At 65.5% G+C, this 24,537-nt stretch carries 20 protein-coding genes; 13 read left to right on the top strand and 7 right to left on the bottom strand.

Annotated features, from left to right (window positions below; translation table 11 throughout):
• The first annotated feature begins 45 nt into the window (after positions 1–45).
• Complete coding sequence (locus ACT54R_RS13510) at positions 46–807, top strand: SGNH/GDSL hydrolase family protein (RefSeq protein ID WP_476327077.1); 762 nt, start codon at positions 46–48, stop codon at positions 805–807.
• Positions 808–829: 22 nt separating this feature from the next.
• On the opposite strand, the gene ACT54R_RS13505 is transcribed toward ACT54R_RS13510, so the two are convergent.
• The 5 genes from ACT54R_RS13505 to rfbC form a co-directional block, all read right to left on the bottom strand.
• A complete protein-coding gene (locus tag ACT54R_RS13505; protein WP_476327075.1) occupies positions 830–1,603 on the bottom strand; it encodes a ferredoxin--NADP reductase in 774 nt (257 codons plus the stop codon).
• Positions 1,604–1,743: 140 nt separating this feature from the next.
• Entirely contained in the window at positions 1,744–2,616 is an 873-nt protein-coding gene (rfbA, locus tag ACT54R_RS13500; protein ID WP_476327073.1) for a glucose-1-phosphate thymidylyltransferase RfbA, read from the bottom strand.
• A complete protein-coding gene (rfbD, locus tag ACT54R_RS13495) occupies positions 2,613–3,575 on the bottom strand; it encodes a dTDP-4-dehydrorhamnose reductase (protein ID WP_476327071.1) in 963 nt (320 codons plus the stop codon). The genes rfbA and rfbD overlap by 4 nt, the downstream gene beginning before the upstream one ends.
• Complete coding sequence (gene rfbB / locus ACT54R_RS13490; RefSeq protein WP_476327069.1) at positions 3,572–4,657, bottom strand: dTDP-glucose 4,6-dehydratase; 1,086 nt, start codon at positions 4,655–4,657, stop codon at positions 3,572–3,574. Before rfbB ends, rfbD begins: the two co-directional genes overlap by 4 nt.
• Before the next feature lie 4 nt (positions 4,658–4,661).
• Positions 4,662–5,246 carry a dTDP-4-dehydrorhamnose 3,5-epimerase gene (gene rfbC / locus ACT54R_RS13485; RefSeq protein WP_476327067.1) on the bottom strand — a complete coding sequence of 195 codons (585 nt, stop codon included), beginning with the start codon at positions 5,244–5,246 and terminating at the stop codon, positions 4,662–4,664.
• A 234-nt stretch (positions 5,247–5,480) separates the two neighbouring features.
• On the opposite strand from rfbC, the gene ACT54R_RS13480 reads away from it, so the two are divergent.
• Positions 5,481–6,626, top strand: coding sequence for an AGE family epimerase/isomerase (locus ACT54R_RS13480; RefSeq protein WP_476327065.1), 1,146 nt, complete (start codon positions 5,481–5,483; stop codon positions 6,624–6,626).
• A 6-nt stretch (positions 6,627–6,632) separates the two neighbouring features.
• Here ACT54R_RS13480 and ACT54R_RS13475 read toward each other — a convergent pair whose 3' ends face one another.
• Entirely contained in the window at positions 6,633–8,090 is a 1,458-nt protein-coding gene (locus tag ACT54R_RS13475) for a mannose-1-phosphate guanylyltransferase/mannose-6-phosphate isomerase (protein ID WP_476327063.1), read from the bottom strand.
• 83 nt (positions 8,091–8,173) lie between these two features.
• Entirely contained in the window at positions 8,174–9,493 is a 1,320-nt protein-coding gene (locus tag ACT54R_RS13470; RefSeq protein WP_476327061.1) for a UDP-glucose dehydrogenase family protein, read from the bottom strand.
• A 1,074-nt stretch (positions 9,494–10,567) separates the two neighbouring features.
• On the opposite strand from ACT54R_RS13470, the gene nusG reads away from it, so the two are divergent.
• From nusG to rfaD, 11 genes are all read left to right on the top strand, one after another.
• Positions 10,568–11,095 carry a transcription termination/antitermination protein NusG gene (gene nusG / locus ACT54R_RS13465; protein WP_476327059.1) on the top strand — a complete coding sequence of 176 codons (528 nt, stop codon included), beginning with the start codon at positions 10,568–10,570 and terminating at the stop codon, positions 11,093–11,095.
• A 258-nt stretch (positions 11,096–11,353) separates the two neighbouring features.
• Positions 11,354–12,436 (top strand): GDP-mannose 4,6-dehydratase, encoded by a 1,083-nt coding sequence (gmd, locus tag ACT54R_RS13460; protein ID WP_476327058.1) that lies wholly within the window; start codon positions 11,354–11,356, stop codon positions 12,434–12,436.
• Between the two features lies 1 nt (position 12,437).
• Positions 12,438–13,394 carry a GDP-L-fucose synthase gene (gene fcl, locus ACT54R_RS13455; RefSeq protein WP_476327056.1) on the top strand — a complete coding sequence of 319 codons (957 nt, stop codon included), beginning with the start codon at positions 12,438–12,440 and terminating at the stop codon, positions 13,392–13,394.
• Positions 13,395–13,425: 31 nt separating this feature from the next.
• Positions 13,426–14,679, top strand: a complete 1,254-nt coding sequence (locus ACT54R_RS13450; RefSeq protein WP_476327054.1) for a WcaI family glycosyltransferase — start codon at positions 13,426–13,428, stop codon at positions 14,677–14,679.
• Positions 14,680–14,701: 22 nt separating this feature from the next.
• On the top strand, positions 14,702–16,162 hold the full coding sequence (locus ACT54R_RS13445; protein WP_476327052.1) for a hypothetical protein: 1,461 nt from the start codon (positions 14,702–14,704) through the stop codon (positions 16,160–16,162).
• On the top strand, positions 16,162–17,967 hold the full coding sequence (locus ACT54R_RS13440; protein WP_476327050.1) for a hypothetical protein: 1,806 nt from the start codon (positions 16,162–16,164) through the stop codon (positions 17,965–17,967). Before ACT54R_RS13445 ends, ACT54R_RS13440 begins: the two co-directional genes overlap by 1 nt.
• A 103-nt stretch (positions 17,968–18,070) precedes the next feature.
• The gene (gene rfaE1 / locus ACT54R_RS13435) at positions 18,071–19,555 is read left to right on the top strand and encodes a D-glycero-beta-D-manno-heptose-7-phosphate kinase (RefSeq protein ID WP_476327048.1); all 1,485 of its coding nucleotides are present in this window, start codon (positions 18,071–18,073) and stop codon (positions 19,553–19,555) included.
• A gap of 121 nt (positions 19,556–19,676) precedes the next feature.
• The gene (locus tag ACT54R_RS13430) at positions 19,677–20,669 is read left to right on the top strand and encodes a glycosyltransferase family 9 protein (protein ID WP_476327046.1); all 993 of its coding nucleotides are present in this window, start codon (positions 19,677–19,679) and stop codon (positions 20,667–20,669) included.
• Between the two features lie 72 nt (positions 20,670–20,741).
• Entirely contained in the window at positions 20,742–22,022 is a 1,281-nt protein-coding gene (locus tag ACT54R_RS13425; RefSeq protein WP_476327044.1) for a lipopolysaccharide biosynthesis protein, read from the top strand.
• 160 nt (positions 22,023–22,182) lie between these two features.
• A complete protein-coding gene (locus ACT54R_RS13420) occupies positions 22,183–23,370 on the top strand; it encodes a glycosyltransferase (protein ID WP_476327042.1) in 1,188 nt (395 codons plus the stop codon).
• 12 nt (positions 23,371–23,382) lie between these two features.
• Positions 23,383–24,372 carry an ADP-glyceromanno-heptose 6-epimerase gene (rfaD, locus tag ACT54R_RS13415; RefSeq protein WP_476327040.1) on the top strand — a complete coding sequence of 330 codons (990 nt, stop codon included), beginning with the start codon at positions 23,383–23,385 and terminating at the stop codon, positions 24,370–24,372.
• Positions 24,373–24,537 lie beyond the last annotated feature (165 nt).

Below are 24,537 nucleotides of genomic sequence, written 5' to 3'. Positions count from 1 at the left end.
TCATGGCATGATCCGGGAGCGCTTCTCAGCCATGGACCAGACGGGATGAACTGGCTGGCGGCAGGCCTTGCGGCCTTGAGCGTCCTCTGCCTGCTTCTGGCCGGCGGGCTGACGAAAGCCGCGATGGGCGCGCGCTCTTTCTTTCTCGACCGATCCGAGGTCCGGCTCCGCCCCATCGATCCGGAACGCTTCGCCCAGGCCAATCGCGAGCTGTCCGAGACAGGCCAAGGTCGCCTCGTCATCTTCGGCGATTCCCGCGCGCACCAGATCACGGTGAGCCCGGCGGTTGCGTCGGCCTGGCAGGTGGTCAACCGGGGCGTTTCCGGAGAAACCTCGGTCCAGTCGAGCTACCGCTTCAAGAATGACGTCGTTGACCTGAGACCAAGGGCGGTGCTCATCGTCACCGGCATCAACGACATGGTGGCCGCCGCCAATCTTCCGGACAGGGAGCGGGGGGCCATTGCCAACCTCAAGGCAAACCTATCGCGGTTTGCGCGCGAGGCATCGGCCTCCGGTGCGATCGCCATCGTCTCCACCATCGTCCGTCCGACGACGCCGCGGCTGATCCGGCGGCCGTTCTGGTCGGACCGGGTCTATGGAATCATCGACGAGGTGAATGCCCACATTCGTGGATTGGCGGCCGCCGACATTCTGATCCTGGACGCGGACGCGCTTCTGGTCGGCGACGCGGCGACGCTTCCGCCCCGCTTCGCCACCGACGAAATTCATCTCTCCAAGGCGGCGCATGACATCCTCGAGACGCGCCTCGACGAAATGCTGCGGTCGGTCCCGCCGCCCGCGCATTGAGGCCGCGGTCGGCCCATCATGCTCAGCGCTCGACGAAAGCCTTCTCGATCACATAGTGGCCGGGGGCCGACTGGCTACCCTCGGTGAAACCGCGTGATTCCAGAAGTTCCACCACGTCCTTGAGCATCGCCGGGCTGCCGCAGAGCATCAGGCGGTCTTCCTCCGGCGACATCACCGGCATGCCCAGATCGGTGAACAGCTTGCCGGAGGTGATGAGGTCGGTGATGCGGCCCTGGTTGCGGAAGGGCTCGCGGGTCACGGTCGGGTAATAACGCAGCTTCGCCTGAACCTCTTCGCCGAGGATCTCGTCATTCGGGAGGGTCTTGGTCAGATACTCGTCATAGGCGAGTTCGGCCACCGTGCGCGTGCCGTGGATGAGGATGACCGTCTCGAAGCGGTCATAGGCCTCCGGGTCCTTCACCACCGACAGGAAGGGCGCGAGGCCCGTGCCGGTGGAGAGGAGGTACAGGCGCTTGCCCGGCAGCAGGCTGTCCTGCACCAGCGTGCCGGTGGGCTTGCGGCCGACGAGAATCTTGTCGCCGACCTTGAGGTGCTGGAGGCGGGAGGTGAGGGGGCCATTCTGCACCTTGATGGAGAAGAACTGCAGCTCTTCCTCGTAGTTCGCGCTCGCCATGGAATAGGCGCGCAGCAGCGGCTTGCCGTCCACGAGCAGGCCGATCATCGTGAACTGGCCATTGAGGAAGCGCAGACCGGGATCGCGGGTGCAGGTGAAGGAGAAGAGATTATCGGTCCAGTGGTGGACGCTGGTAACGGTCTCTTCGTTGAAATTGCTCATCTCGAAAGTCCGGTCTCGACAAGGTGCGGCGCGCCGGAATGGCGAAAATCCCGCAAAGCTCAAGGGAAGACGGCCGTCACCCTACAGGATGCGGCCGCGCTTCAAAAGTGCGGCGGGTGTCCGCAGCCGCCCTGTCGGTGTCAGGCGGTGCCGGCGGCCACACGCGCCAGATACTGGCCGTAGCTCGACTTGGCGAGGTCGTGCGCCCGCGCTTCCAACCCGGCGCGGTCGATGAAGCCGGCGCGATAGGCCACTTCCTCGGGGGAGGAGATGCGCAGGCCCTGCCGTTTTTCCAGGATCTGGACGAACTGGGCGGCTTCCACCAGGGAGTCCGGCGTGCCGGTGTCGAGCCAGGCAAAGCCCCGCCCCATCATGGCCACGCGTAGCTCGCCGAGTTCGAGATAGGCCTTGTTGACGTCGGTGATTTCGATCTCGCCACGCGGGGAGGGGGCGAGATTGGCGGCGATGTCCACCACCCGGTTGTCGTAGAAATAGAGGCCCGTCACCGCGAGGTTCGACTTGGGAGCCTTGGGCTTCTCCTCCAGCGACAGCACGCGGCCGTCCGCGGCCATTTCCGCAACGCCGTAGCGCTCGGGGTCGTGGACCGGATAGCCGAACACGGTGGCGCCGCGCTCCTGCCGCGCCGCATCCGCCAGAAGCTCGGGCAGGCCATGGCCGAAGAAGAGGTTGTCGCCGAGCACCAGCGCCACGCGATCGTTGCCCACGAACTCGCGGCCGACGATGAAGGCGTCGGCGAGGCCGCGGGGCTGCTCCTGCACCGCATAGGTGAGGTTGATGCCGAACTGGCTGCCGTCCTTCAGCAGCGCCTGGAACAGCGCGGAATCGTGCGGCGTCGTGATGATGAGGATGTCCCGGATGCCCGCCATCATCAGCGTGCAGAGGGGGTAATAGATCATCGGCTTGTCGTAGACCGGCAGCAGCTGCTTGGAGACGACGAGCGTGATGGGATGAAGCCGGGTGCCGGAACCGCCGGCCAGAATGATACCCTTCACGATGCTTCCTCGGATTGCGGCGCGGGACTTGCGGATGAGGGAGCCGGCGCCTGCTCAGGCTTTGAAGCCTCAGGCTCCGGAACCTTGGCGAGAAGCGCCTCCACCACCTCGCGGGCGCGCTGCTCCCACGGGGCGGCACGCACGCCGAAGGTGCGCTCGAACAGGTCGCTGGCCAGTTCCGAATTCTTCGGGCGGCTGGCCGGCGTCGGATAGTCGGCCGTGGTGATGGGCGCCACCTCCGGCTTGCGGCCGGTGTGGGGCTCGGCCGCCGCCACGATGGCGCTGGCGAAGCCATGCCAGGTGGTCACGCCGCTCCCCGCGAAATGGTAGGTGCCCCAGCGGGCGTCGCCTTTCGCCGCTGCGAGGGCCGCAGCCAGCACCGCCTCGGCGAGGTCGCGCGTGGCGGTGGGGCAACCCCGCTGGTCGGCGACGACGCGCAACTGGTCGCGCTCACCGGCGAGGCGCAGCATGGTCTTCAGGAAGTTGTTGCCGTGGACACCGTAGACCCACGACGTGCGCACGATCACATGGCGTTCGTGCGCGGCGCGCACCGCCGCCTCGCCGGCGGCCTTGGTGCGACCGTAGACGCCGAGCGGCGCCACAGGATCCGCCTCGACATAGGCGCCCTGCTTGGTGCCGTCGAACACGTAGTCCGTGGAGACATGGACGAACGGCGTGCGATAGCGCGCGCAGCGCTCGGCAATGAGGCCGGGCGCGAAGGCGTTGATGCGGGCGGCGAGGTCCGGCTCTTTCTCGGCCTTGTCCACGGCGGTGTAGGCGGCCGCATTGATGAGCGCATCCGGCCGTGCGGCCTCAAGCGCGCGCGCGACCGCGACCGGATCGGAAATGTCGAGGTCGGCATGGCCGAGGGCGACGAGATCGATCCCCCGCTCACCGGCAAGGGCGACGGTTTCGCGTCCGAGCTGCCCCCCGGCGCCGAACAGAAGAATGCGCGTCAAGATGCGAGCCCCAGTTTGGCGCCGGCCGCCGGTGCCTTGTCCAGCCCCAGCCGCTGGCCCTGATAGCGCTGGCGCAGTGGCTCCCACCAGAGGCGGTTGGCGAGATACCAGCGGATGGTCTTCTCCAGCCCCGTCTCGAACGTCTCGCGCGGCGACCAGCCGAGTTCGGCGTTCAGCTTGGAAAAGTCGATGGCATAGCGCGCATCGTGGCCGGGCCGGTCGGTGACGAAGCGGATCAGCCCCTCGCGCTTGCCGATGGTGGCGTCCGGAACGAGGTCGTCCAGGATGGCGCAGATGGTGCGCACCACGTCGATGTTCCGCCGCTCGCAGGCGCCGCCCACATTGTAGCTTTCGCCGGGGCGGCCCTTGGTGGCGATCAGGAACAGCGCCTCCGCGTGGTCCTCCACGAACAGCCAGTCGCGCACGTTTTCGCCGGTGCCGTAGACCGGCAGTTCCAACCCCTCAAGCGCATTCAGCGTGACGAGGGGGATGAGCTTTTCGGGGAAGTGGTAGGGCCCGTAATTGTTCGAGCAGTTCGACATCACCGCCGGCAGGCCATAGGTGTGGAACCAGGCCCGGACCAGATGGTCGGAGGCCGCCTTGGAGGCGGAGTAGGGCGAATTGGGCTGATAGGGGGTGTCTTCCCGGAACAGCCCCTCGGCGCCGAGGCTGCCAAACACCTCGTCGGTGGAGATGTGATGGAAGCGGAAGGCCTCCTTCTGCGGCCCCGGCAGCGTCCGCCAGTAGCGCAGGGCCTCCTGCAGCATGGTGTAGGTGCCCACCACATTGGTGGAGATGAAATCCCCCGGGCCGTCGATGGAGCGGTCCACGTGGGACTCGGCGGCGAGGTGCATCACGAGGTCGGGCTTGAAGCCTTCCAGCGCGGCACGCACGGCGGCGGCGTCGCAGATGTCGGCCTGCACGAAGGTGTAGCGGGCATTGTCGACCACCGTCGCGAGCGAGGCGAGGTTGCCGGCGTAGGTCAGCTTGTCGAAGTTCAGGACGTCGTGCCCGAGCCCCACGAGGTGCCGCACCACCGCCGAGCCGATGAAGCCCGCGCCACCCGTCACCAGCACCCGCATGAAGCTACCTTTCGTTCGCCGCCGTCCCCTGATAGGCGAACGGGCTGTCGAAATCCTTGAGGCGGGGCAAGATGCGATCCTTGTCCGAGAGGATCTTCTCGCCGTCGCCCAGGGTCCAGTCGATGGCGAGGTCGGGATCGTCCCAGATGATCCCGCGTTCGCTCGCCCGGTCATAGACCGCGTCCACCTTATAGGCGACGCGCGTGTCCGGCGCGAGGGTGCAAAAACCGTGAGCGAAACCCTGGGGTATGTAAAGCTGCTCCCCGCCCTCGGCCGTCAGGCGCGCGCCGGCCCAGCGGCCGTAGGTGGGAGAGCCCTTCCGCACATCCACCGCCACGTCGAAGATGGCGCCGGAAAGCACCCGCACCAGCTTCGCCTGGGCGAAGGGGGGGGCCTGCATGTGCAGCCCGCGCACGGTACCGACCTGCGCCGACAACGACTCGTTGTCCTGGACGAAATCCGCGCCGATCCCGTTCGCCGCATAGACGGGCTTCACATAGGTCTCGCAGAAATAGCCCCGCGCATCGCCGAAGCGGCGCGGCTGGACGAGGATGACGTCGGGCAGGCCAAGCGGGAGAAATGCTGTCACGAGCGTACCCACATTTCCTAGAGCCGGGTGGAATCAATCTCGCCTTGCGGCACAGCTGGATTGGCGGGTGCTCTAGCACACCGGCCGAAGCGTGAGAACACAAGGCCGCAGCCTGTTCCGCAGGCCAGCCGGGCACGAGCAGGTACAATTTGTCGCTGCAGTGCGGTAAGGCAGAAATGGCGACGTCGGGATCGGCGCGTCAAGATCAGCCGCTGCGGACACTGGGGAGTCGCGATGATGCTCGAGGCCGAGGCTCGCTGGGCGCGTGAATGGCTGTTCGATGCCGCGCTGCCGCTCTGGTGGCAGGCGGGGGCAGACCCTTCCGGCGGCTTCTACGAGAAGATCGCGCTCGATGGAACGCCGGTGATCGCGCCGCGCCGGCTGCGCGTTCAGACGCGGCAGACCTACGCCTTCATCGAGGGCGGGCGCCTCGGCTGGCAGGGCCCGTGGCGGGAGGCGGCCGCCCATGGCCTCTCCTTCTTCATGGACCGTTTCCGTCGGCCCGACGGGCTGTATCGCAGCCTCGTGGCCCCGGACGGGGCGCCGCTGGACGAGACCGCGGACCTCTACGATCAGGCCTTCGTGCTGTTCGCGCTCGCCCAGGCCCATGCGGCCGGGATCAGCGGTACGGACCTGCTCGCCGCCGCCCGTACCCTCCAGGCCGAACTGGCGGCGCAGCGCGCGCATCCCGTGATCGGCTTCGAGGAAGCGAACCCCCGCAACCTGCCGCTGCGTTCCAATCCGCACATGCACCTTCTGGAGGCGCAGCTCGCCTGGGTTGCCGAGGGCATCAGCGAGCCATTCGAGGGCGTGGCGCGCGCGATCGTCGAGCTCGGCGCGACGCGCCTCATCGATCCCGAGACCGGCGCCGTTGGCGAGTATTACGACGGAGACTGGCACTTTGCGGAAGGCGCTGCCGGTGCCGTGCGCGAGCCGGGACACCAGTTCGAGTGGGCCTATCTGTTCCGCCACGCCGGCGACCTGCTGGGCGTCGATCACCGCGCCGCGTCGGACCGGCTCTACGCCTTCGGGACCCGCTTCGGCATCGCCCCGGATCGACGCGCGGCGATCTTCGCCGTGGATGCGGCTGGCGTGCCCACCGACCCCCGCGCCCGCCTGTGGGCTCAGACCGAGCGCCTGCGCACCGCGCTCGTGTTCGCCGGGGCAACGCCCGACGGCGAGGTGCGGGAGGCCTTCGTAGCCGATGCCCGCGAGGCGTTCGAGGTTCTGAAAGTCTATCTGGACGTGCCGGTGGCCGGCCTGTGGCGCGACCAATGGCTTGCCGATGGCGCCTTCGTGGAAGAGCCGTCGCCAGCGTCCTCCTTCTATCACATCCTGTCGGCCTTCGCGGTGCTGCTGAAGGCCGGCGGCCTCGCCTGAGGGGGCTCAGGCGCGCTGGTAGATGTCCTCGAAGCGGGTGATGTCGTCCTCGCCGAGGTAGGAGCCGGTCTGCACCTCGATGATTTCGAGGGGAATCTTGCCTGGGTTCTTGAGCCGATGGACCGTGCCGATGGGCAGGTAGGTGGATTCGTTCTCGTGCACGATGAAGGTGCGATCCTCCACGGTCACCTCGGCCGTCCCATGCACCACGATCCAATGCTCGGACCTGTGATAGTGCTTCTGGAGCGAGAGCACGCCGCCGGGCTCGACCACGATCTTCTTCACCTGGAAGCGCGCGCCCTCGCACACGCTTTCGAGCGTACCCCAAGGCCGGTGGACGGTGAGATGCTCGTCCACCACGCGGGGGTTCCGCGCCTTGAGCATGGTGACGAGGTGCTTCACGTCCTGGCTGCGGTTCGCGGGCATGACGAGCACCGCGTCGTAGGTGGCGATGACCGATAGACCTTCGATGCCGATGGCCGTCACCAGTGGTCCATCCGAGCGGACGTAGGATTCGGAGCTGTCCAGCAACTGCACGAGGCCGACCGTCACATTGCCGGTCTCGTCCTTGGTGCCGATCTCGTGGAGTGCGTCCCAGGCGCCGACGTCGGACCAGCCGAAGCTGCCGCGCACCACAGCCGCGAGGCGCGTGCGCTCCATCACCGCGAAATCGATGGACTTGGCCGGCGACGATTTGAACGCCGCCGGATCGAGCCTGAGGAAGCCGACGATATCCATCTTCGCCTTGGCGACGGAGGCCGTAACCGCTGCGGCGATGGCCGGCTCGTAATGCTCGGCCTCCGCAAGAAGCAGGCCCGCGGGAAACAGGAAGTTGCCGGAGTTCCAGAGGTAGCCGGCCTGCACATAGTGCTCGGCCGTCGCGCGGTCCGGCTTCTCGACGAACGAGTCGACCTCGTAGGCGCCGAGCGGGTCTAGCTCCGTGCCCAACCGGATGTAGCCGTAGCTGGTGCGGGGCTCGGTGGGAGAGATGCCGAACGTCACGATGCGTCCGGGGCGGGCGATCTTTGCCCCGAGCTGCACGGCCTCGCGAAAGGCGGCCGTGTCCTGCACCACATGATCCGAAGCGAGCGCGAGCACCAGGGTCTCCGGACCATAGGTTTCCGCCACATGGCGGGCCGCAGCCAGAAGGGCAGGCGCGCTGTCGCGCCGGGCAGGCTCGAGCATGACGGTGGCGTCGATGCCGATCTCGCGGGCCTGACGCTGCGCGAAGAAGCGGAACTCCTCGTTGGCCACCACCACCGGCGGGCCGAACACGTCATCCGGCGCACAGCGCAGCAGCGTGTCCTGAAAGAGCGTGTGGTCGGAGGCGAGGGGCAGAAACTGCTTGGGCAGGCTGTTGCGCGACAGCGGCCAGAGGCGTGTTCCCGATCCTCCGGCCAAGACGACCGGGATGATCTTCCCGGCGTCAGCATGGGGGGACTCGGGATGTGCTTGGCTTGTCATGGCAGGCGCCTGGCTTGAATCGAGGCAGTCTACAGCAATGCCGGCGCCCCAGCACACGGCGTGCGTCGGGGCGGCAATGCCCGTCAGGCGCTGGCGAGGCTGCCGCGGCCGACGCTGGAATAGCGGAAGCCGAGACCTTCCATCTCCTCGGGGCGATAGATGTTACGCAGGTCCACCACCACCGGCTGCGCCATCATGCCGTGGATCCGCTTCAGGTCCAGCGCGCGGAAGGCGTCCCATTCGGTGACGATCACCAGAGCGTCAGCACCGTCGGCAGCGAGGTAGGGGCTGTCGACGTAGGTCACCTTGTCGAGCACCAGCTTGGCCTGCTCGATGCCCTCGGGGTCATGCGCCTTGATGATGGCGCCGCCGTCCTGCAGGGCGGTGATGATGGCGATGGACGGAGCATCGCGCATGTCGTCGGTATTGGGCTTGAAGGTGAGGCCCAGGACGCCCACGGTCTTCCCGCGCACCGAGCCGCCCAGCGCTTCGGTGACCTTGCGGGCCATGGCACGCTTGCGCTGGTCGTTCACCGCCACCACGGTTTCGACGATGCGGACGGGTGCGCCGTAGTCCTGCGCCGTCTTCATGAGGGCGAGGGTGTCCTTCGGGAAGCACGAGCCGCCGTAGCCGGGTCCCGCATGCAGGAACTTGGAGCCGATGCGGTTGTCGAGGCCGATGCCGCGGGCCACGTCCTGCACATTGCCGCCGACCTGCTCGCACAGATCGGCGATCTCGTTGATGAAGGTGATCTTGGTGGCGAGGAAGGCGTTGGCCGCATACTTGGTCAACTCGGCCGTGCGGCGCGAGGTGAAGAGCAGCGGCGACTGGTTGAGGAACAGCGGACGGTAGAGTTCCGTCATCACCTGCCGGGCGCGCTCATCCTCGGTGCCCACCACGATGCGGTCGGGGCGCTTGAAATCGGTGATGGCCGCGCCCTCGCGGAGGAACTCGGGGTTTGAGACGACCGCGAACTCCGCCTCCGGGCGCGTCTCCCGGATGATGCGCTCCACCTCGTCGCCAGTGCCCACCGGAACCGTCGATTTGGTCACGACGACCGTATAGCGGCTGATGGCGCCGGCGATGTCGCGCGCGGCCTGATAGACATAGGAAAGATCGGCATGGCCGTCGCCGCGGCGCGACGGCGTGCCGACCGCGATGAAGACGGCGTCGGCGTCCTTCACCCCTTCGGCGAGGCTGGTGGTAAAATAGAGACGCTCCGCCTTCACGTTGTTCGCGACAAGCGCGGCGAGCCCGGGCTCATAGATGGGGATTTCGCCCTGCTTGAGGGCTTCGATCTTGCCGGCGTGCGTGTCAACGCAGGTGACGATATGCCCGAAGTCCGCGAAGCAGGCTCCGGAAACCAAGCCGACGTAGCCCGCGCCAATCATCGCAACGCGCATGATCCCCACTTCCCCAAGCTGCGCGACCACACAAGGTCTGCTTCGTGCTAATTACGTGTATCGATACGGAATCTCAATGACGTTTTGCAGTACACGCTTAGGATCATGCCCTGCACAAATTTGCGGCGTCGTTCCATGCTGCGATGCGGCAAAATACAGCATTTTCCCCCGACTCACGCTCTTCCAAAGCCGGGGTCAGGGTCGGACGCCCATACGCCAGATGCACATCTGCTGATCCGTTGACCAATGATCGGGCATTGCGCAGTCGCCGGTCATTCAAATTTTATAATTGTGCGACAAAAGGTTCTCAGGAGTCCATCGTGGCGGCGCGCGCGCCCGTTGGCGCGTACCTGGGGACCCGGTCGCGGAGTTGCGTGGAGGCGCGGGGAGCGGGAAGGGGTGTTCGCAAGCGCAAAATCGCCGTTCCGATCTCCCGTCGATGGGCTGTCAAATGACGGTGGCGGCATCTGCGCTGCCGATTGGATTCCGACAGTGCCTTGAGAATATCGGTGGCTCATCCTGCCTACCTATGGGTGTGCTACTGGCTGCCAATCTGTCGCAGGGGGAATTTTCTACTTTCCAGCTAGGGTCCTGATCCTGGTCTTCTTTGCTTTTTGCGAAATTTGCGTCAGTCAGTGCTCACGGGCGTCTCGCGGCATGGCGCGTTCGCTTCGGCGGGCAGCACGGTAGTGGGTTGAGACGGTGGTGCGGTGCGCAATGAAAGTGGATCGGAGGCGGGCGGCGGCGTGGCGCGTCAGCCTCAATTTGTTGAATCTGCAGGATATTTCATCCGTGCCCAATTTTCTGCATTGCAAAATAAATGCGCATCGCCTATGGAAATCTACGTAATTCGTCGTCTTGTCGGCATGGCCCGAATGCTAAGCGTGCGGGGCACCCAGGGGGTCCGTCTGTATGTTGGCGGGTCGGGTTGGGCGTGTGCCGACAAAGCGCCGGGGGCGGGCGTATCGGTTGAAGGTGGCGGGGGTCTCGTTGCGGGAGGCTCCTTCGTCCGACATCGAGCGATGTCTCGCTGAGCGAATTGGTCAAGCGCGTGGGCGAGATAGATTCACGGCAATGACGCTTCCTTACTCCCTCATGTCCGCCGGATCGCGCTGGCATGTGATTTACACGCTGCCACGCATGGAAGCGGTGGCGCAGGAGCAGCTTGATCGTCAGGGCTTTGCGGTGTTCTTCCCCCGGATCTGGGAGACGCGGCGGCACGCTCGCAAGACCGAGGCTGTGAGAGCCTTCATGTTTCCCCGCTATGGCTTTGCCTTCTTCGATCCTGAGCGTGATCGCTGGCGCTCCATCAACGGCACCATCGGTGTCTCGGGCCTCGTTATGGCCCGCGAGCGTCCGCAGCCGGTCCCTCAGGGCGTTGTGGAAGCCATGGTGAAGGCGACCGCCGCGGATGGCATCACCGTGGTCGACTACGACCTGAAACAGGGTGATCCGGTGCGCCTGACCTCGGGTCCGTTTTCGGGGGGCCTTGGCGTTCTCGAAAGACTGGATGCTCGGGGGCGCGTCGCGTTACTCCTGTCGGTGATGAATGGTAGCGTACGATTGAGTATTGACCGAGAAATGCTCGTCCCGGCGGGTTGAGTATACTCGGATTTGCGCACGCATAACGGGTGGCGTGCGGGATGAAGTCGGGCGGGACGACGCTGTCGTTTCACCCGAAGTGCGGTAGCATGCCGGATTTGCATCGGTGTGCGTTCCTGTCGGCGCCCTGGTGCGCGTGAGCAGGGACCCGTGCGGAAGGTTTTGGGATGACCACCGGCCTCGCTCGGACGGTCATGAGTTGGGGGCACTTTGGGGGCCGGGCCGCTGCCGAGCCTTCAGCACACAGTGAGGCGATAAATGTCCGTGAAGGTTCCGTCCAATGGCAAGGTGGCTCTTCTCACCGGCGTGACCGGTCAAGATGGCGCCTACCTGGCAGAGTTGCTGCTCGAGAAGGGATACACCGTCCACGGCATCAAGCGCCGCTCCTCGTCCTTCAACACGGGGCGCATCGAGCACATCTATCAGGATCCGCACGAGTCCGACCCGCGGTTCGTCCTGCACTATGGCGACATGACGGATTCCACCAACCTGATCCGGGTGGTGCAGCAGTGCCAGCCGGACGAGATCTACAACCTCGCCGCGCAGAGTCATGTGCAGGTGTCGTTCGAGACGCCGGAATACACCGCGAATGCCGACGCCATCGGCGCCCTGCGTCTGCTGGAGGCCATCCGCATCCTGGGGTTGGAAAAGAAGACGCGCTTCTACCAGGCCTCCACATCCGAGCTGTACGGGCTCGTGCAGGAAGTGCCCCAGTCGGAGACCACCCCCTTCTATCCCCGCAGCCCCTATGCGGCCGCCAAGCTCTACGCCTACTGGATCGTGGTGAACTACCGCGAGGCCTATGGCATTCATGCCTCCAACGGCATCCTGTTCAACCACGAGAGCCCGCTGCGCGGCGAGACCTTCGTGACCCGCAAGATCACCCGCGCCGTTGCCGCCATCCGGCACGGCAAGCAGCAGAAGCTCTATCTCGGCAATCTCGATGCCAAGCGCGACTGGGGTCATGCGCGCGAGTATGTGCGCGGCATGTGGCTGATCCTGCAGCAGGAGGCGGCGGACGACTACGTGCTGGCCACCGGCGAGACCACCGAGGTGCGCCAGTTCGTGCAGTGGGCCTTCGAGGACGTGGGCATTGCGCTGGAATGGCGCGGCAGCGGCGTGGACGAGAAGGGCTATGATACGCAGTCGGGCCGGTGCCTCGTCGAGGTCGATCCCCGCTACTTCCGCCCGACCGAGGTGGACCTCCTCATCGGCAACCCCAAGAAGGCCCACGAGAAGCTCGGCTGGACCCACGAGACGTCGGTGCGCGAGCTCTGCCGCGAGATGGTCGCCGAAGACCTCAAGGTGATGCAGACCTCGACCGTCATGAAGGAAGCCTGAGATGGGATCCTACGCGCTCGAGGGCAAGAAAGTCTGGGTCGCCGGCCATCGCGGCATGGTGGGCTCGGCCATCGTGCGGCGCCTGGCGCGTGAGGGATGCGAGGTCGTCACCGCCTCGCGCGCGGAGGTGGACCTGAAGGATCAGTCCGCCGTCCGCGCCTTCCTGGAGCGGACCCGTCCGGACGCGGTGTTCCTCGCCGCGGCCAAGGTCGGCGGCATTCTCGCCAACGACACCTATCCGGCCGATTTCCTCTACGACAACCTGATGATCGAGGCGAACATCATCGAGGCGTCCCATCGCTTCGGTGTGGAGAAGCTGCTGTTCCTCGGCTCGTCGTGCATCTACCCCAAGATGGCGCCGCAGCCCATCACCGAGGACTCCCTTCTGACGGGACCGCTGGAGCCCACCAACGAGTGGTATGCGGTCGCCAAGATCGCGGGCATCAAGCTGGCGCAGGCCTACCGGCGCCAGCATGGCAGCAACTTCATCTCGGCCATGCCGACCAACCTCTACGGGCCGGGCGACAATTTCGACCTCAATTCCAGCCACGTGATGCCGGCGCTCATTCGCAAGGCGCATGAGGCGAAGCTGCGCGGCGACAAGGAAATCGTCATGTGGGGCACGGGCACGCCCCGCCGCGAGTTCCTGCATGTGGACGATTGCGCCGACGCCTGCGTGCTGTTGATGAAGGTCTATTCGGGCGACACCCACGTCAACGTGGGCTCGGGCGACGACGTGACCATCCTGGAGCTGACCCGCACGGTCTGCGACGTGGTGGGCTTTACCGGCGAGATCGTGCACGACCTTTCCAAGCCCGATGGCACGCCACGCAAGCTGATGAGCGCCGATCGCCTGCGGGCGCTCGGCTGGACGCCGTCCATCCCGCTTCGCGACGGCATCGCGGCGAGCTACCGCTGGTTCCTTGAGAACCAGGGCGCTCTCCGGGCCGCGAGCTGAAGCGGCGGGCACGGGTCACGGACGGAATATCATGGGCAAGCTTCTCGTCTCCGCCATGAACCATGCGCCGGAGCTTACCGGCTGCGGCAAATACACCGGAGAGCTGGTGGCGCTCATGGTTGGCCGCGGCCATGAGGTGGAGGTGGTCACCGCGCCGCCCCATTACCCCGGCTGGACGGTGAAGGCCCCCTACCGCAACCGCTACTCCACCGAGGAGCGGGACGGCGCACGGCTCTATCGCTGTCCCGTCCTGGTCAGGTCCGCGATGGGCGGCATCTGGCGCCTGATCGCGCCCATGTCGTTCGCTGCCTCTTCGGCCCCCGTGACGCTGTGGCGGGCGCTGCGCCGACGCCCGGACACGGTGCTTTCCATCGAGCCGACGCTTTTTGCGGCGCCGTTCGTGCTCCTCTCGGCCTGGCTCACCGGCGCGCGCACCGTGCTGCATGTGCAGGATCTGGAAGTGGATGCGGCCTTCGCGGTGGGGCATCTCGGCGGGGCAGGGGGGCTGAAGCGGCTCGCGGCGGCGTTCGAGCGTTTCTGCCTGTCGCGCTTCGACACCATCGTCACCATCTCGCAGCGCATGGCGGAGCGGATCGCCGAGAAGGGCATTCCCGAAGAGCGCATTGCCCTGGTGCGCAACTGGGTCGATCTCGGCCACGTTCGCCCCCTTCCGACGGCCTATGCCTATCGCGAGGAGCTTGGCCTGCCGCGCGATGCCTTCGTTGCGCTCTACTCCGGCAACATCGGCCCCAAGCAGGGGCTCGACGTGGTGATCGAGGCGGCACGACAGCTGGCGGACCGCTCCGACATCGTCTTCGCCATCGCCGGCGAGGGGCCTTCGCTGGCGGACCTCCAGCGGCAGGCCGCCGGCCTTCCCAACGTGCATTTCCTGCCGTTCCAGCCCTATGCCCGCCTGCCGGAGTTTCTCAGCCTGTGCGACCTGCACCTCCTGCCGCAGCAGGCCAGCGCGGCGGATCTGGTGCTGCCGTCCAAGCTCGGCGGCATGCTTGCGAGTGGACGGCCGATCCTGGTCACGGCCGAGCCGGGCACCGAACTTGCCGACTTCCTGGTCGGCGCGGCGACCCTCGTGACGCCGGGGGATCCATCTGCCATGGTGGAGGCCGTCCGTTGCCACGCGGCCGGCGCCGTCGCGGATGCCGAAGATCGGCGCATCGCGTTGGCCATGACATTGTCGGAAAAAGCCGCAATGGATGTCCTGGAGGGCGTCCTTTTCCATCCCGGCAGGGAGGTCGAGCAACTTACGGGACTGGCTCAGGGCAGGTAGACTATCTCAACAGGACGATTTGATGAAGTCGATCGCTAAACTGGTATATTTTGGGGTCCTGTTCTGCCTTGTGGTGGTTCAGGTTGCGATGGGTGCTGATCTCTTCGTTCTGTTCACTCTCACGGCCATTTCTTGTTTTGCATTTTTTGTCTTTGAAGTGAAAGCGTTCCTTCCCGCAGATGTCATTATTATCAATATAATTTTATATTCCGGTTATTTTACCTTGATCGTTAAAACGCTTCTTGGTCAATCGGTTGACGAAAATTTGGTAAGTCCCATTGAATCGAGCTCAGTCAATCTGATCGGCTTCCTGTCGATATTCTGCGGTTATTTCTTTTCGAGGAACATGCCGAAATTCGTGCTTGGCGTGAGGGCTCCGCTTCTCGTGCCGGAAAACCTGCGTTTTTTGGCGTTGGTAGTGTTCCCCATCGGCACGATGTTCGACCTGCTCCACATCATCCTGCGTCCTCAGGCGACGCAAGCGGCGGTGGACTCGGGGGAAGGCATTGGTTTTTTTGGCTCCTTCATTTTCGTCACCACGTTCGGCCTCGTGTGCCAGGCATCGTATGTGTTCTCGCGCGAGAACCGCACCCAGCGCGGCTTGGGCCTTCTTGGCGTGATGCTCGGCGTCGTCATGCTTACGTCTGTCGCAGCCAATGTGAAAGCTACCTTTGTCGCGAACGTGATCGCGGTCGGGCTCGTGGTTGCGAACAGTTCAGTTCGTATAAACCTCTTGAGAGAAGTGATTATTGGTAGTGTAGTCGCCGTCATACTTGTGTTCTATGTTTCTCCGGCGATCCATATAACGAGAAATATGGCTGCTCAGCTTTCGGTCGTGGAACGGCTCGAAGCGGCTTATGACGTGATAGAGCGTGCGGGTTTCGATCCGATGCTGCTGGAGGAGCAGGCTCAGAGCGTCTTGGAAACGTTCGCGTCGATGCGCGATCCGACCCTCAATTACGTTTTCCCCAGTAACGCGAACGTTTCCCGATTCTGTTTCATCCAGCCGGTGGATCAGGTTGTTTCGCGAACGTCGACCTACGGTATTCTAGGCTTTGAGAGCTTAGCCGATGTCGCGTCTTCGGTGCTGCCGTCATTTCTGGTGGCGAAGTCGGCCGGCTCCAGCGCCGACTTCATCGCCTGGCATTATCGGATCCGAGATCCGGGCGTCGTTGGGCGGCCCGTCATCGGGTTGACCGCGAGTGCGTTCGCCTTGGGTGGCTATCCCGCGGTGATCCTGTGTCCGGGGCTCGTGATCTTTCTTGCCTTTTCCATCCTGAACGGATTGACGGGCCCGCTGCGCGACAACGCCCTCGGAATTTTTATCACGTCCGCGACGCTCTTCCTGGCCGAGAAGGAGATGTCGCAGATCGTGATCTTCTTCTTGCGGCAATTGCCGATCATTCTGGTGTTCCTGTTCATCGTCAAACAGATCGCCCCTGCGCGAGGCGCGCCTCCGGCGATGGCGGGAAGGGCCGAATAATGCAGCCGAGCGAACATCCTGGCGCCGGCGGCCTCGACAGCGGTGCGGGGCTTACGCGCCGCACCCTGTTGCCGGTGTTGGGGGCGCTTCTGCTCGCCGGCCCGGGCTCGGTCGAGGCGGCACGCGCGGCAGAGGAATTTTCCGCGGATGCACGCGTGCTCCCCGCGCGGTGGGATGAGGCCGCAGGGCTGCTGGTGGGCCCCGGCGGGGGTCCCGGCTACGCCACGCGGACCACGTCGAAGATGGTGGTCCATGACACGCGGCGCAGCGCGGACTATGCGGTCGCGATCGCGGATCAGGGCGGGGCTGTGGCGGCCGATCGGGTCTCCAAGATCGTGACGAGGCTGGCGGACTTGCAGGATGTCGATCCGTCGAGCCCGACCTACGGAACCTGGTCCTGGTACGTCGAGGAGCCGCTGGCCGAAATGCGGCCGCCCGATCTGAACTGGGCGTGCTTCATCGGCGCGCGTCTCGCCGAACTGCTCTGGTCCTATAAGGACCTGCTGACCTCGACGGCGCAGGATAAGGCTGGCCAGGCGATCAGCCACGCTTGCGCCTGTGTCGTGCGCAGAAATGTCAGCCTCGATGCCACCAACGTTGTGATCATGAGCATCCGGCTGACGGCCATGGCCGGCCGCCTGCTCCGCAGGCCCGATCTCTCCGAATACGGCGCGAACCTGCTGGACCGGTTCATCAAGTACACGCGCGCCCAGGGCGGTTTCGTAGAGTACAACAGCCCGACCTATACGAATGCCGTTTTGGTCGAGACCGAGGCGTTCCTTTATTATCAGCCCGACGAACGCCTCATGGAAGGAATGCGGTCGATCTGGCAGCAGGCCTGGCAGGTGGCCGCAACTCATTTTCACCCGGCGACAGGCCAATGGGCCGGGCCGCACAGCCGCGCCTACACGGAATTGCTGGTTCCGAACTTGTGGGGCTCCCTCGCTGCGCGCCTCGGCCACGATGTGCCCGATCGGGACTTGCCGCTTCTGCCGTTGCGCAAGGGCATGCTTCCATGTCCGGAAAATCTGCGCGTCCTGTTCACGGTGGATGCGCCGATGCCGCGCGCCGTCGTCGAGCGCGTGCGTCGCTATGCCGAGACAGGAGAAGAGGTCTGGACGTCCACCTGGCTCGAGCCTGACGTCTGTCTCGGGAGTGCGTCGATCGCCAATTGCTGGATTCAGGCTCATCCCGTGATCGGCTACTGGAAGGCCTTGCCCAAGCCGGCTGTCTTTCGCGCGCGGGTTATGAAGGACGGGTACGATTTCGCGTCCTTCGGCATGCGGGCGCAGCAGAAGGAACGCAGCGTTCTCGTCGCCTCCTATCCCGTCATCAACAGTGGTGACAGGCACGTGTCCGCCGACCGCTCGCGGTCCGGCTATTCCGGACAGTCCCTCGTTTTTCGCCTGTCCGTCGAAGGTGCGGGGGCTCACGCCGAGCAGCTCGATGCCGGCGTCTTCGTCCTCGCGTGCCAGAACTGGAAGGCGGTGGTGCGCGGCGGCCCCTGCGTGTTCGACGGCGTGGACATGTCGGGTCGCTGGACCGTACGGACCGAGGCGGGGCTGGCGGCGGCAGAATTGGTGATTCCGCTCAACGGCCACATCTCACCCGAGCGGTTGGGGTCAACCCTCCTGACCGCGAGCGTGACGCTAGGTCCGATAGACGAAAACATCGCGGTGGCGGATATCGAGGCCGCCCAGGCTTCGGAGCGGGCCTTGGTGTCCACCGGGATGGGCGCGAGCGTGAAAACCCTCAGGTGGGGCGACCTGCGGCTGGCATCGCCGGCCGGCCCCGCCTGGCGTTGAGGGGATTCCCTGGTGCCGCAGATGGTACGTCGCAAGGGCGCAGGGCCCACATTGGGAACAGGTTGTTGCCAGCCGAGCGGTCTGGTCACTTCGAGGGGGCGAGATGTCCATTATTGATTCTTTCCCGCGCGTGCGTGTCCTGTGCCTCGGCGATGTGATGCTCGACCGCTTCGTGACGGGATCGGCCCGACGCATCTCGCCGGAAAGCCCGGTCCCGGTCCTCTCCGTGACCGGCTCGACCACCATTGCCGGCGGCTCCGCCAACGTGGCGCGCAACATCGCCTCCCTCGGTGGGCAGTGCACCCTCATCGGCGTCACGGGCGCGGATGCGGGCGGGGCCGAGCTGCGGCGCATCGTCGATGAAACCCCTGGCGTCGTGTCCATGTTCCTGGCCGCGCCGTCCCGCCCGACCACGGAGAAGGTGCGCTTCGTTGCCCAGGGCCAGCACATGCTGCGTTCGGACAGCGAGGACAGCTCACCGGTCGCGGAGGAGATCGAGGACGCGATCATCGAGCAGGTGGTGGCCGCGCTGCCGGAGCACGACGTGCTTGTCCTGTCGGACTATGCGAAGGGGGTTCTGACCCCCCGCGTGATCCGGCGCGCCGTGGAGCTCGCCACCCGTCGGGGCGCGCCCATCATCGTCGATCCGAAGACGTCGAACCTCTCGCGCTACGATGGCGCGACGCTGGTCACGCCGAACCTGCACGAAGTCTGGATGGCCACCGGCATCCAGGGCGACGATGATGCCTCAGCCGTCGCCGCTGGCCGCAAGGTGCTGGCAGATACCAACATCGGCGCCGTGCTCGTCACGCGCTCGGAGAAGGGCATGACCCTCGTCCAGAGGGCGGGAGAACCGGTGCATATCCCGACGGCGGCGCGCGAAGTGGCCGACGTGGTCGGTGCCGGCGATACGGTGATCGCGGCCCTGTCCCTGGTCATCGGTGCCGGCGGCGCGCTCGAGGAGGCGGCCTTCATCGCCAATGCGGCGGCGGGCGTCGTGGTGGGCAAGCGCGGCACCGCCACGGTTTCGCGCGCCGAGCTGGTCGGCGAGCTCGACCGGCAAAGCCCGCCCGAGGGGCCGCCATCCACGGCAAAGGTGGTCTCCCGCACGGATGCCGCCGCGCAGGTCGCGGCCTGGCAGCGCCATGGGCTCGCGGTTGGCTTCACCAACGGCTGCTTCGATGTGCTGCATGTGGGCCACGTAGGCATCCTCGAATTCTCGCGGGCGCATTGCGATCGCCTCGTGGTGGCGGTGAATGCCGATTCCTCGGTCAAGCGCCTCAAGGGGCCGACGCGTCCGGTGAATAACGAGGCCGACCGCGCGCAGGTGATCGCGGCGCTCGGGGCGGTCGATCTGGTGGTGGTGTTCGACGAGGACACCCCGAAGGAGCTGATCGAGCAGCTCCAGCCCGACGTGCTGGTGAAGGGCGCGGATTATCAGGTCTCCGAAATCGTGGGCGCCGACACCGTGCTGGCGCGCGGCGGACAGGTGCTGCGCTTCGAGCTGGTGCCCGGGCGCAGCACCACGAACACCATCCGCCGCATGACAGAGGGCACAGGCGCCAACACGACAGCCCCGGCCGTCTGAGAAAGGTGCTGCGCCGCCGTCCCGTCCACCCTGCGTCCCGACCACGCTGCGTCCCTTGCGCCCTGGGGCCTTTTGGCCGCTGCCTTTGGACGCGCTCTGCCCCGCCCTGGACCCTTTTCAGATGAAACGTCTTCTCATCTATCGCCTGGGCAGCCTGGGCGACACCATCATCGCCGTGCCGTTCTTCCGGCGCATCGCGGAACTTTATCCGGATCACGAGCGCATCGTGCTCACCAATATCCCCATCTCTTCAAAGGCGGCGCCGTTGATCACGGTGCTCGGCACGTCGCTGGTTCACGGGGCGATCTCCTATCCCGTCGGCACGCGCAGCCCCGCCGCGCTGTGGGATCTGCGGCGCCGGCTGACTGCGCTTGAAACGGACACCATGGTCTATCTCATGCCCTCGCGCGGTCTTGCCGGGGTGTATCGGGACGTCGCCTATTTCAAGCTTTGCGGCTTCAGCAACCTGCTGGGCGTGCCGTGGACGCGGGATCTCGACACCTGCCGCATCGCGCCCGGCTCGGGCGAGGAGGAGCCGGAATGCGAGCGTCTGGCGCGTGCGCTCAGCTGCCTCGGCCCCATCGACCTGCACGATCAGGCCAATTGGGATCTCTCGCTCGACGCCAGTGAGATTGCGGCCGGCCGTCAGGCCGTGGCCGGGCTCGGCGGCGCTCCGGTCATCGCCATCAACATGGGCGGCAAGGCCGCGCAGAAGGACTGGGGCATCGAGAACTGGCGCGCCCTTCTGGCAGCGATCGGCAGGAGCCGGCCGGACCATGGCCTGCTCGTGGTCGGCGCGCGCGAAGATGCCGAGCGGGTGACGGCGGTGCGCGACGCATGGCCCGGTCCGGTGTCCGACCAATGCGGCACGCTCTCGCCGCGGGAATCGGCGGCCGCCATCCAGGGCGCGCGGGTTTTCATCGGGCATGATTCCGGCCCGCTGCACCTCGCCTCGGCGGTGCGTGTGCCGTGCGTGGGCCTGTTCGGAGACTTCAATCGACCGCGAAAGTGGCATCCCTATGTGGGGGATAACCGCACATTGCATGACATGCGCGGCGTCCGCGCAATCGCCGTGGAGCAGGTCGTGTCCGCGGTTTCCGAACTGCTCGGCTGACGGAAGGATCGCGCGCCGTGACCGGGACGATCATCCTGCAACCGCCGACCGGCTGCGAAGGTGAATGCTGACATGAGTCGCCTTCTCGCCTTCCGCAGGGTGGGCTTCACCTTCACCGCGCAGATCTACAACCAGATCGGCATCGTCGCGGTGCAATTGCTGCAGGTGCCGTTCCTGCTCTCCGCCTGGGGAGCGGACCGCTACGGCGGGTGGCTCGTGCTTTATGCGGTGCCGAGCTATCTCACGCTGAGCGACTTCGGCTTCACCCTGGTGGCGAAGAACAGCATGGTGATGCACGCCGCGTCATCCGATCACGCCGGTGTCTTGCGGGTCTATCACAGCGTCTTCGCCCTGCTGCTGGTGACTGCGGCGGTTATCCTCGCCGCCTGTGGCCTCGGCATCGAGGCCGTCACGCTGACGCAGGCGTTCGCTCTTGGTCCGCTGACCGAGACCGCTGCCAAGCTCACCATTCTGTTCCTTGTGGGCGGCGTGGTGGTGAACCAGTTCCTGCTGCTCCTGTGCGCCGGGGTGCGTGCCGCCGGCCGGCCGGCGGCCGAGGTGATGTGGGGCGCTACCTCGCGCCTGCTGGAGGGCGTCGCCACGGTGGCCGTTGCCCTCCTCACCACGCGGGTCGAGCTGGCGGCGCTTGCCGTGCTGGTGATGCGAACCGCCTGCACGCTCGCCCTGTGGATCTGGCTGCGAAGCACGGCACCGGACATTCCGCTCGGGCTCAAGGCCGCCCGTCTCGCCGAGATCCGCCGCATGGCCAATCCCTCTTTCAGTTACATGCTGCTCGGGCTTGCGCAGGCTCTGGCGATCCAGGGGCCCATCGTGCTTTTGGGCGCGGTCGCGACCGCGCAGGAAACCGTGCTGTTCTCCACTTCCCGGACCCTGGCGCGCATGGGGACGTCCGCCGCCAATCTCGTCAATTACTCCTTTGCGCCCGAATATTCGCGGTTGCATGGGCAGGGCAACACCAGCGCCTTCGCGAGGCTGAAGCGCATCCATGTGCTGATCGGCATCGCGGGCATCCTCGCCTATTGCCTCGGCCTGTGGGCGCTCGGTCCCTACGTGATGGAATTGTGGACACATGGCCACGTGGCGGTGGTCTATCCCTTCTTTGCCCTGCTCAACGCTGCGGTGGCGGCGGAGATGTGGTGGGGATGCCTGTTCACACCCATCGCGGCCATCAATCGGCACGTGCGCCTGTCCTATCTGTTCGTGGGGCTGACCGCCGTGTGCGCGATACTCGCCTATGGCTGGGCGATGTCCGCGGGAGCCACCGGCATCGCGGCGGCGCTGCTGCTGCTCCATGGCGGCATGTCCGTGGTCGTGCTGGTGTTCGGGCGATGAGCTGGCTCGGGGGGACAGCGGCCTGCGACGTTGCCACAAGCTCCACAATGGGGCCGGTTGAACGTATAGTGTCGCAAATCTACTTTGCGATGCCTGATATCCTCTTTGGCGCGCCAAAGTGCAGGGGAATTCATTTCATGTTTCAGTCTTCGGGGTTGCAATGCGGTTGCGCCTAAGGGTCATCGCCGGCGTGGACCCACGTCACGGCGGCCCCATCGAGGGCATCCGTCAGCAGGCGCCGTTCCACGCATCCGCGGGCGTCGAGGAGCACGTGGTGTGCCTTGATCCGCCGGATGCGCCCTGGGTGAAGGACTTTCCGCTCAAGGTCTTCGCGTGCGGCGAGCCGATGGACGCCAGTGGTGCGAAACGTCCCTGGCATCGCTACGGCTATTGCCCGGCCTTCATTCCCTGGCTGAAGGCGCATGCACGCGACTATGACGTTGTGACGGTCCACGGTCTCTGGAACTTCTCGACCATGGGGGCTCGCGCCGCGCTCGTGGGCGGGGGCGTGCCCTATCTCGTGATGAGCCACGGCATGCTGGACCCCTGGTTCAAGCGGAACTTCCCCCTGAAGGGCGCGATGAAGCAGGCGCTCTGGTGGTTCAACGAAGGGCCGCTCGTCAACAATGCGCGGGCCGTGCTCTTCACCAGCGAGGAGGAGCGCATTCTCGCCCGTCAGTCCTTCACGCCCTATCGGGCGAAGGAGCGGGTGGTGGCCTACGGCACCTCCGATCCCGGCCCGCTGCGCCCAGGGCAGACCGAGGCGTTTCGCGCGCTGGTGCCCAACCTTCGGCGCCCCTATCTGCTCTATCTCAGCCGCATCCATCCCAAGAAGGGCTGCGATCTCCTCATCGATGCCTTCGCCGAAATCGTGCGCGACGGTGTGGATGTCGATCTGGTCATGGCTGGCCCGGTCGCGGACGATTATTTTGCCGAGCTGAAGGCTCAGGCCGAGCGGCGCGGCATCGCCGACCGCATCCACTGGCCGGGCATGCTGCGGGGCGATGCCAAGTGGGGCGGCTTCCACGGGTGCGAAGCCTTCGTTCTGCCTTCGCATCAGGAGAACTTCGGGATAGTGGTGGCCGAGGCGATGGCTTGCGCCAAGCCGGTCTTCATCACCAACAAGGTCAACATCTGGCGTGAGGTGGCGGCCGGCGGCGGCTTTGCGGACGAGGACGACCAGCCGGGCGTTGTCCGCCTGCTGCGCCGCTTTGCCGCTCTCAGCCCCGACGAACGTCAGGTGATCGGTGAACGGGCGCGCGCGATATTCCTGTCCTCGTTCGAGGTGAGCCGCGCCGCCGAGGATCTCAACGACGCGTGCCGAGACGCCATGGCCGGCCGAATTTAGGATGCGATACCCATGTATGTGATCACCGGCGGGGCGGGCTTCATCGGCTCGAACATCGCGGCGGCGCTTGATGCCGCAGGCGAGGAAATCGTCATCGTCGATACCCTCGGCACGAACGACATCAAATGGCGCAACATCGCCAAGCGCCGGCTCCTGGACCTGGTACGTCCGGAGGCATGCGAAGCGTTCCTGAAGGCCAACGCCTCCAAGATCGCCGGCATCGTCCACATGGGCGCCATCTCCACGACCACCGAGACGGACGTCGACCTGATCGTCCACAACAACGTGCGCTTGTCCATCGACCTGTGGACGTTCGCGACGGCCAACCGGATCCCATTGGTCTATGCCTCTTCGGCGGCCACCTACGGCGATGGCGACCAAGGCTTTCTTGACCGCGACGACGACGCCTATCTCTCCGACCTGAGGCCGCTTAATCCCTACGGCTGGAGCAAGAACGTCTTCGATCGCTTCGTGGTCGACCGGGTGAAGCGCGGGGCGGCGACGCCTCCCCTGTGGGCCGGGCTCAAGTTCTTCAACGTCTATGGGCCGAACGAGTACCATAAGGGCGGCCAGCGCTCGGTGGCGGTCCAGCTGTTTGAGCAGATCCGCGACAAGGGGTTCGTCCGCCTGTTCCGCTCCGACAATCCCGACTATGCTGACGGCGAGCAATTGCGCGACTTCGTGTGGGTCGACGACTGCGTCGACGTCGCGCTCTGGGCGCTGAAGACCGAAGGGGTCAAGTCCGGCCTCTACAATGTCGGGTCGGGATCGGCCCGCTCGTTCCTCGACAAGGCCAAGATCGTGTTTTCGGCCATGGGCGTGGAGGAACGGGTCGAGTTCATCGATCTTCCGCAGAGCCTCAAGGGCAAGTACCAGTATTACACCTGCGCGTCGCTCGATAAGCTCGCGGCGGCCGGCTATAATCGGCCGACCACGGGGCTGGAAGAGGGGCTGACCCGCTACGTCAAAGACTATCTCTCCACCGCCGATCAATTCCGGTGAGACGGGCGTCAGGGATGAGGTGTGAGGCCAAGCTATGAGCGATAGAGATATTCTCGATGCGAGCCGGGTGGATACTTGGCGTAGCGGGTCCAGCTTTACCCTGACGAACCTTCTTCACCGCACGGCGTTTCGCATTGTGTGGCTGCTTCTCGCGCGGTGGACCCT

Source organism: Xanthobacter sp. DMC47, from assembly GCF_056313845.1.
Note: the sequence above shows the minus strand (reverse complement) of the source record. Positions and strands in the feature narration are given on the sequence as shown.

Bases quoted from the DNA above. Each gene is read 5' to 3' on its own strand.
- ACT54R_RS13510 (WP_476327077.1), top strand. From the start codon at position 46: ATGAACTGGCTGGCGGCAGGCCTTGCGGCCTTGAGCGTCCTCTGCCTG.
- ACT54R_RS13505 (WP_476327075.1), bottom strand. From the start codon at position 1,603: ATGAGCAATTTCAACGAAGAGACCGTTACCAGCGTCCACCACTGGACC.
- rfbB (WP_476327069.1), bottom strand. From the start codon at position 4,657: ATGCGGGTGCTGGTGACGGGTGGCGCGGGCTTCATCGGCTCGGCGGTG.
- ACT54R_RS13480 (WP_476327065.1), top strand. From the start codon at position 5,481: ATGATGCTCGAGGCCGAGGCTCGCTGGGCGCGTGAATGGCTGTTCGAT.
- ACT54R_RS13475 (WP_476327063.1), bottom strand. From the start codon at position 8,090: ATGACAAGCCAAGCACATCCCGAGTCCCCCCATGCTGACGCCGGGAAG.
- ACT54R_RS13470 (WP_476327061.1), bottom strand. From the start codon at position 9,493: ATGCGCGTTGCGATGATTGGCGCGGGCTACGTCGGCTTGGTTTCCGGA.
- nusG (WP_476327059.1), top strand. From the start codon at position 10,568: ATGACGCTTCCTTACTCCCTCATGTCCGCCGGATCGCGCTGGCATGTG.
- gmd (WP_476327058.1), top strand. From the start codon at position 11,354: ATGTCCGTGAAGGTTCCGTCCAATGGCAAGGTGGCTCTTCTCACCGGC.
- fcl (WP_476327056.1), top strand. From the start codon at position 12,438: ATGGGATCCTACGCGCTCGAGGGCAAGAAAGTCTGGGTCGCCGGCCAT.
- ACT54R_RS13450 (WP_476327054.1), top strand. From the start codon at position 13,426: ATGGGCAAGCTTCTCGTCTCCGCCATGAACCATGCGCCGGAGCTTACC.
- ACT54R_RS13445 (WP_476327052.1), top strand. From the start codon at position 14,702: ATGAAGTCGATCGCTAAACTGGTATATTTTGGGGTCCTGTTCTGCCTT.
- ACT54R_RS13440 (WP_476327050.1), top strand. From the start codon at position 16,162: ATGCAGCCGAGCGAACATCCTGGCGCCGGCGGCCTCGACAGCGGTGCG.
- rfaE1 (WP_476327048.1), top strand. From the start codon at position 18,071: ATGTCCATTATTGATTCTTTCCCGCGCGTGCGTGTCCTGTGCCTCGGC.
- ACT54R_RS13430 (WP_476327046.1), top strand. From the start codon at position 19,677: ATGAAACGTCTTCTCATCTATCGCCTGGGCAGCCTGGGCGACACCATC.
- ACT54R_RS13425 (WP_476327044.1), top strand. From the start codon at position 20,742: ATGAGTCGCCTTCTCGCCTTCCGCAGGGTGGGCTTCACCTTCACCGCG.
- ACT54R_RS13420 (WP_476327042.1), top strand. From the start codon at position 22,183: ATGCGGTTGCGCCTAAGGGTCATCGCCGGCGTGGACCCACGTCACGGC.
- rfaD (WP_476327040.1), top strand. From the start codon at position 23,383: ATGTATGTGATCACCGGCGGGGCGGGCTTCATCGGCTCGAACATCGCG.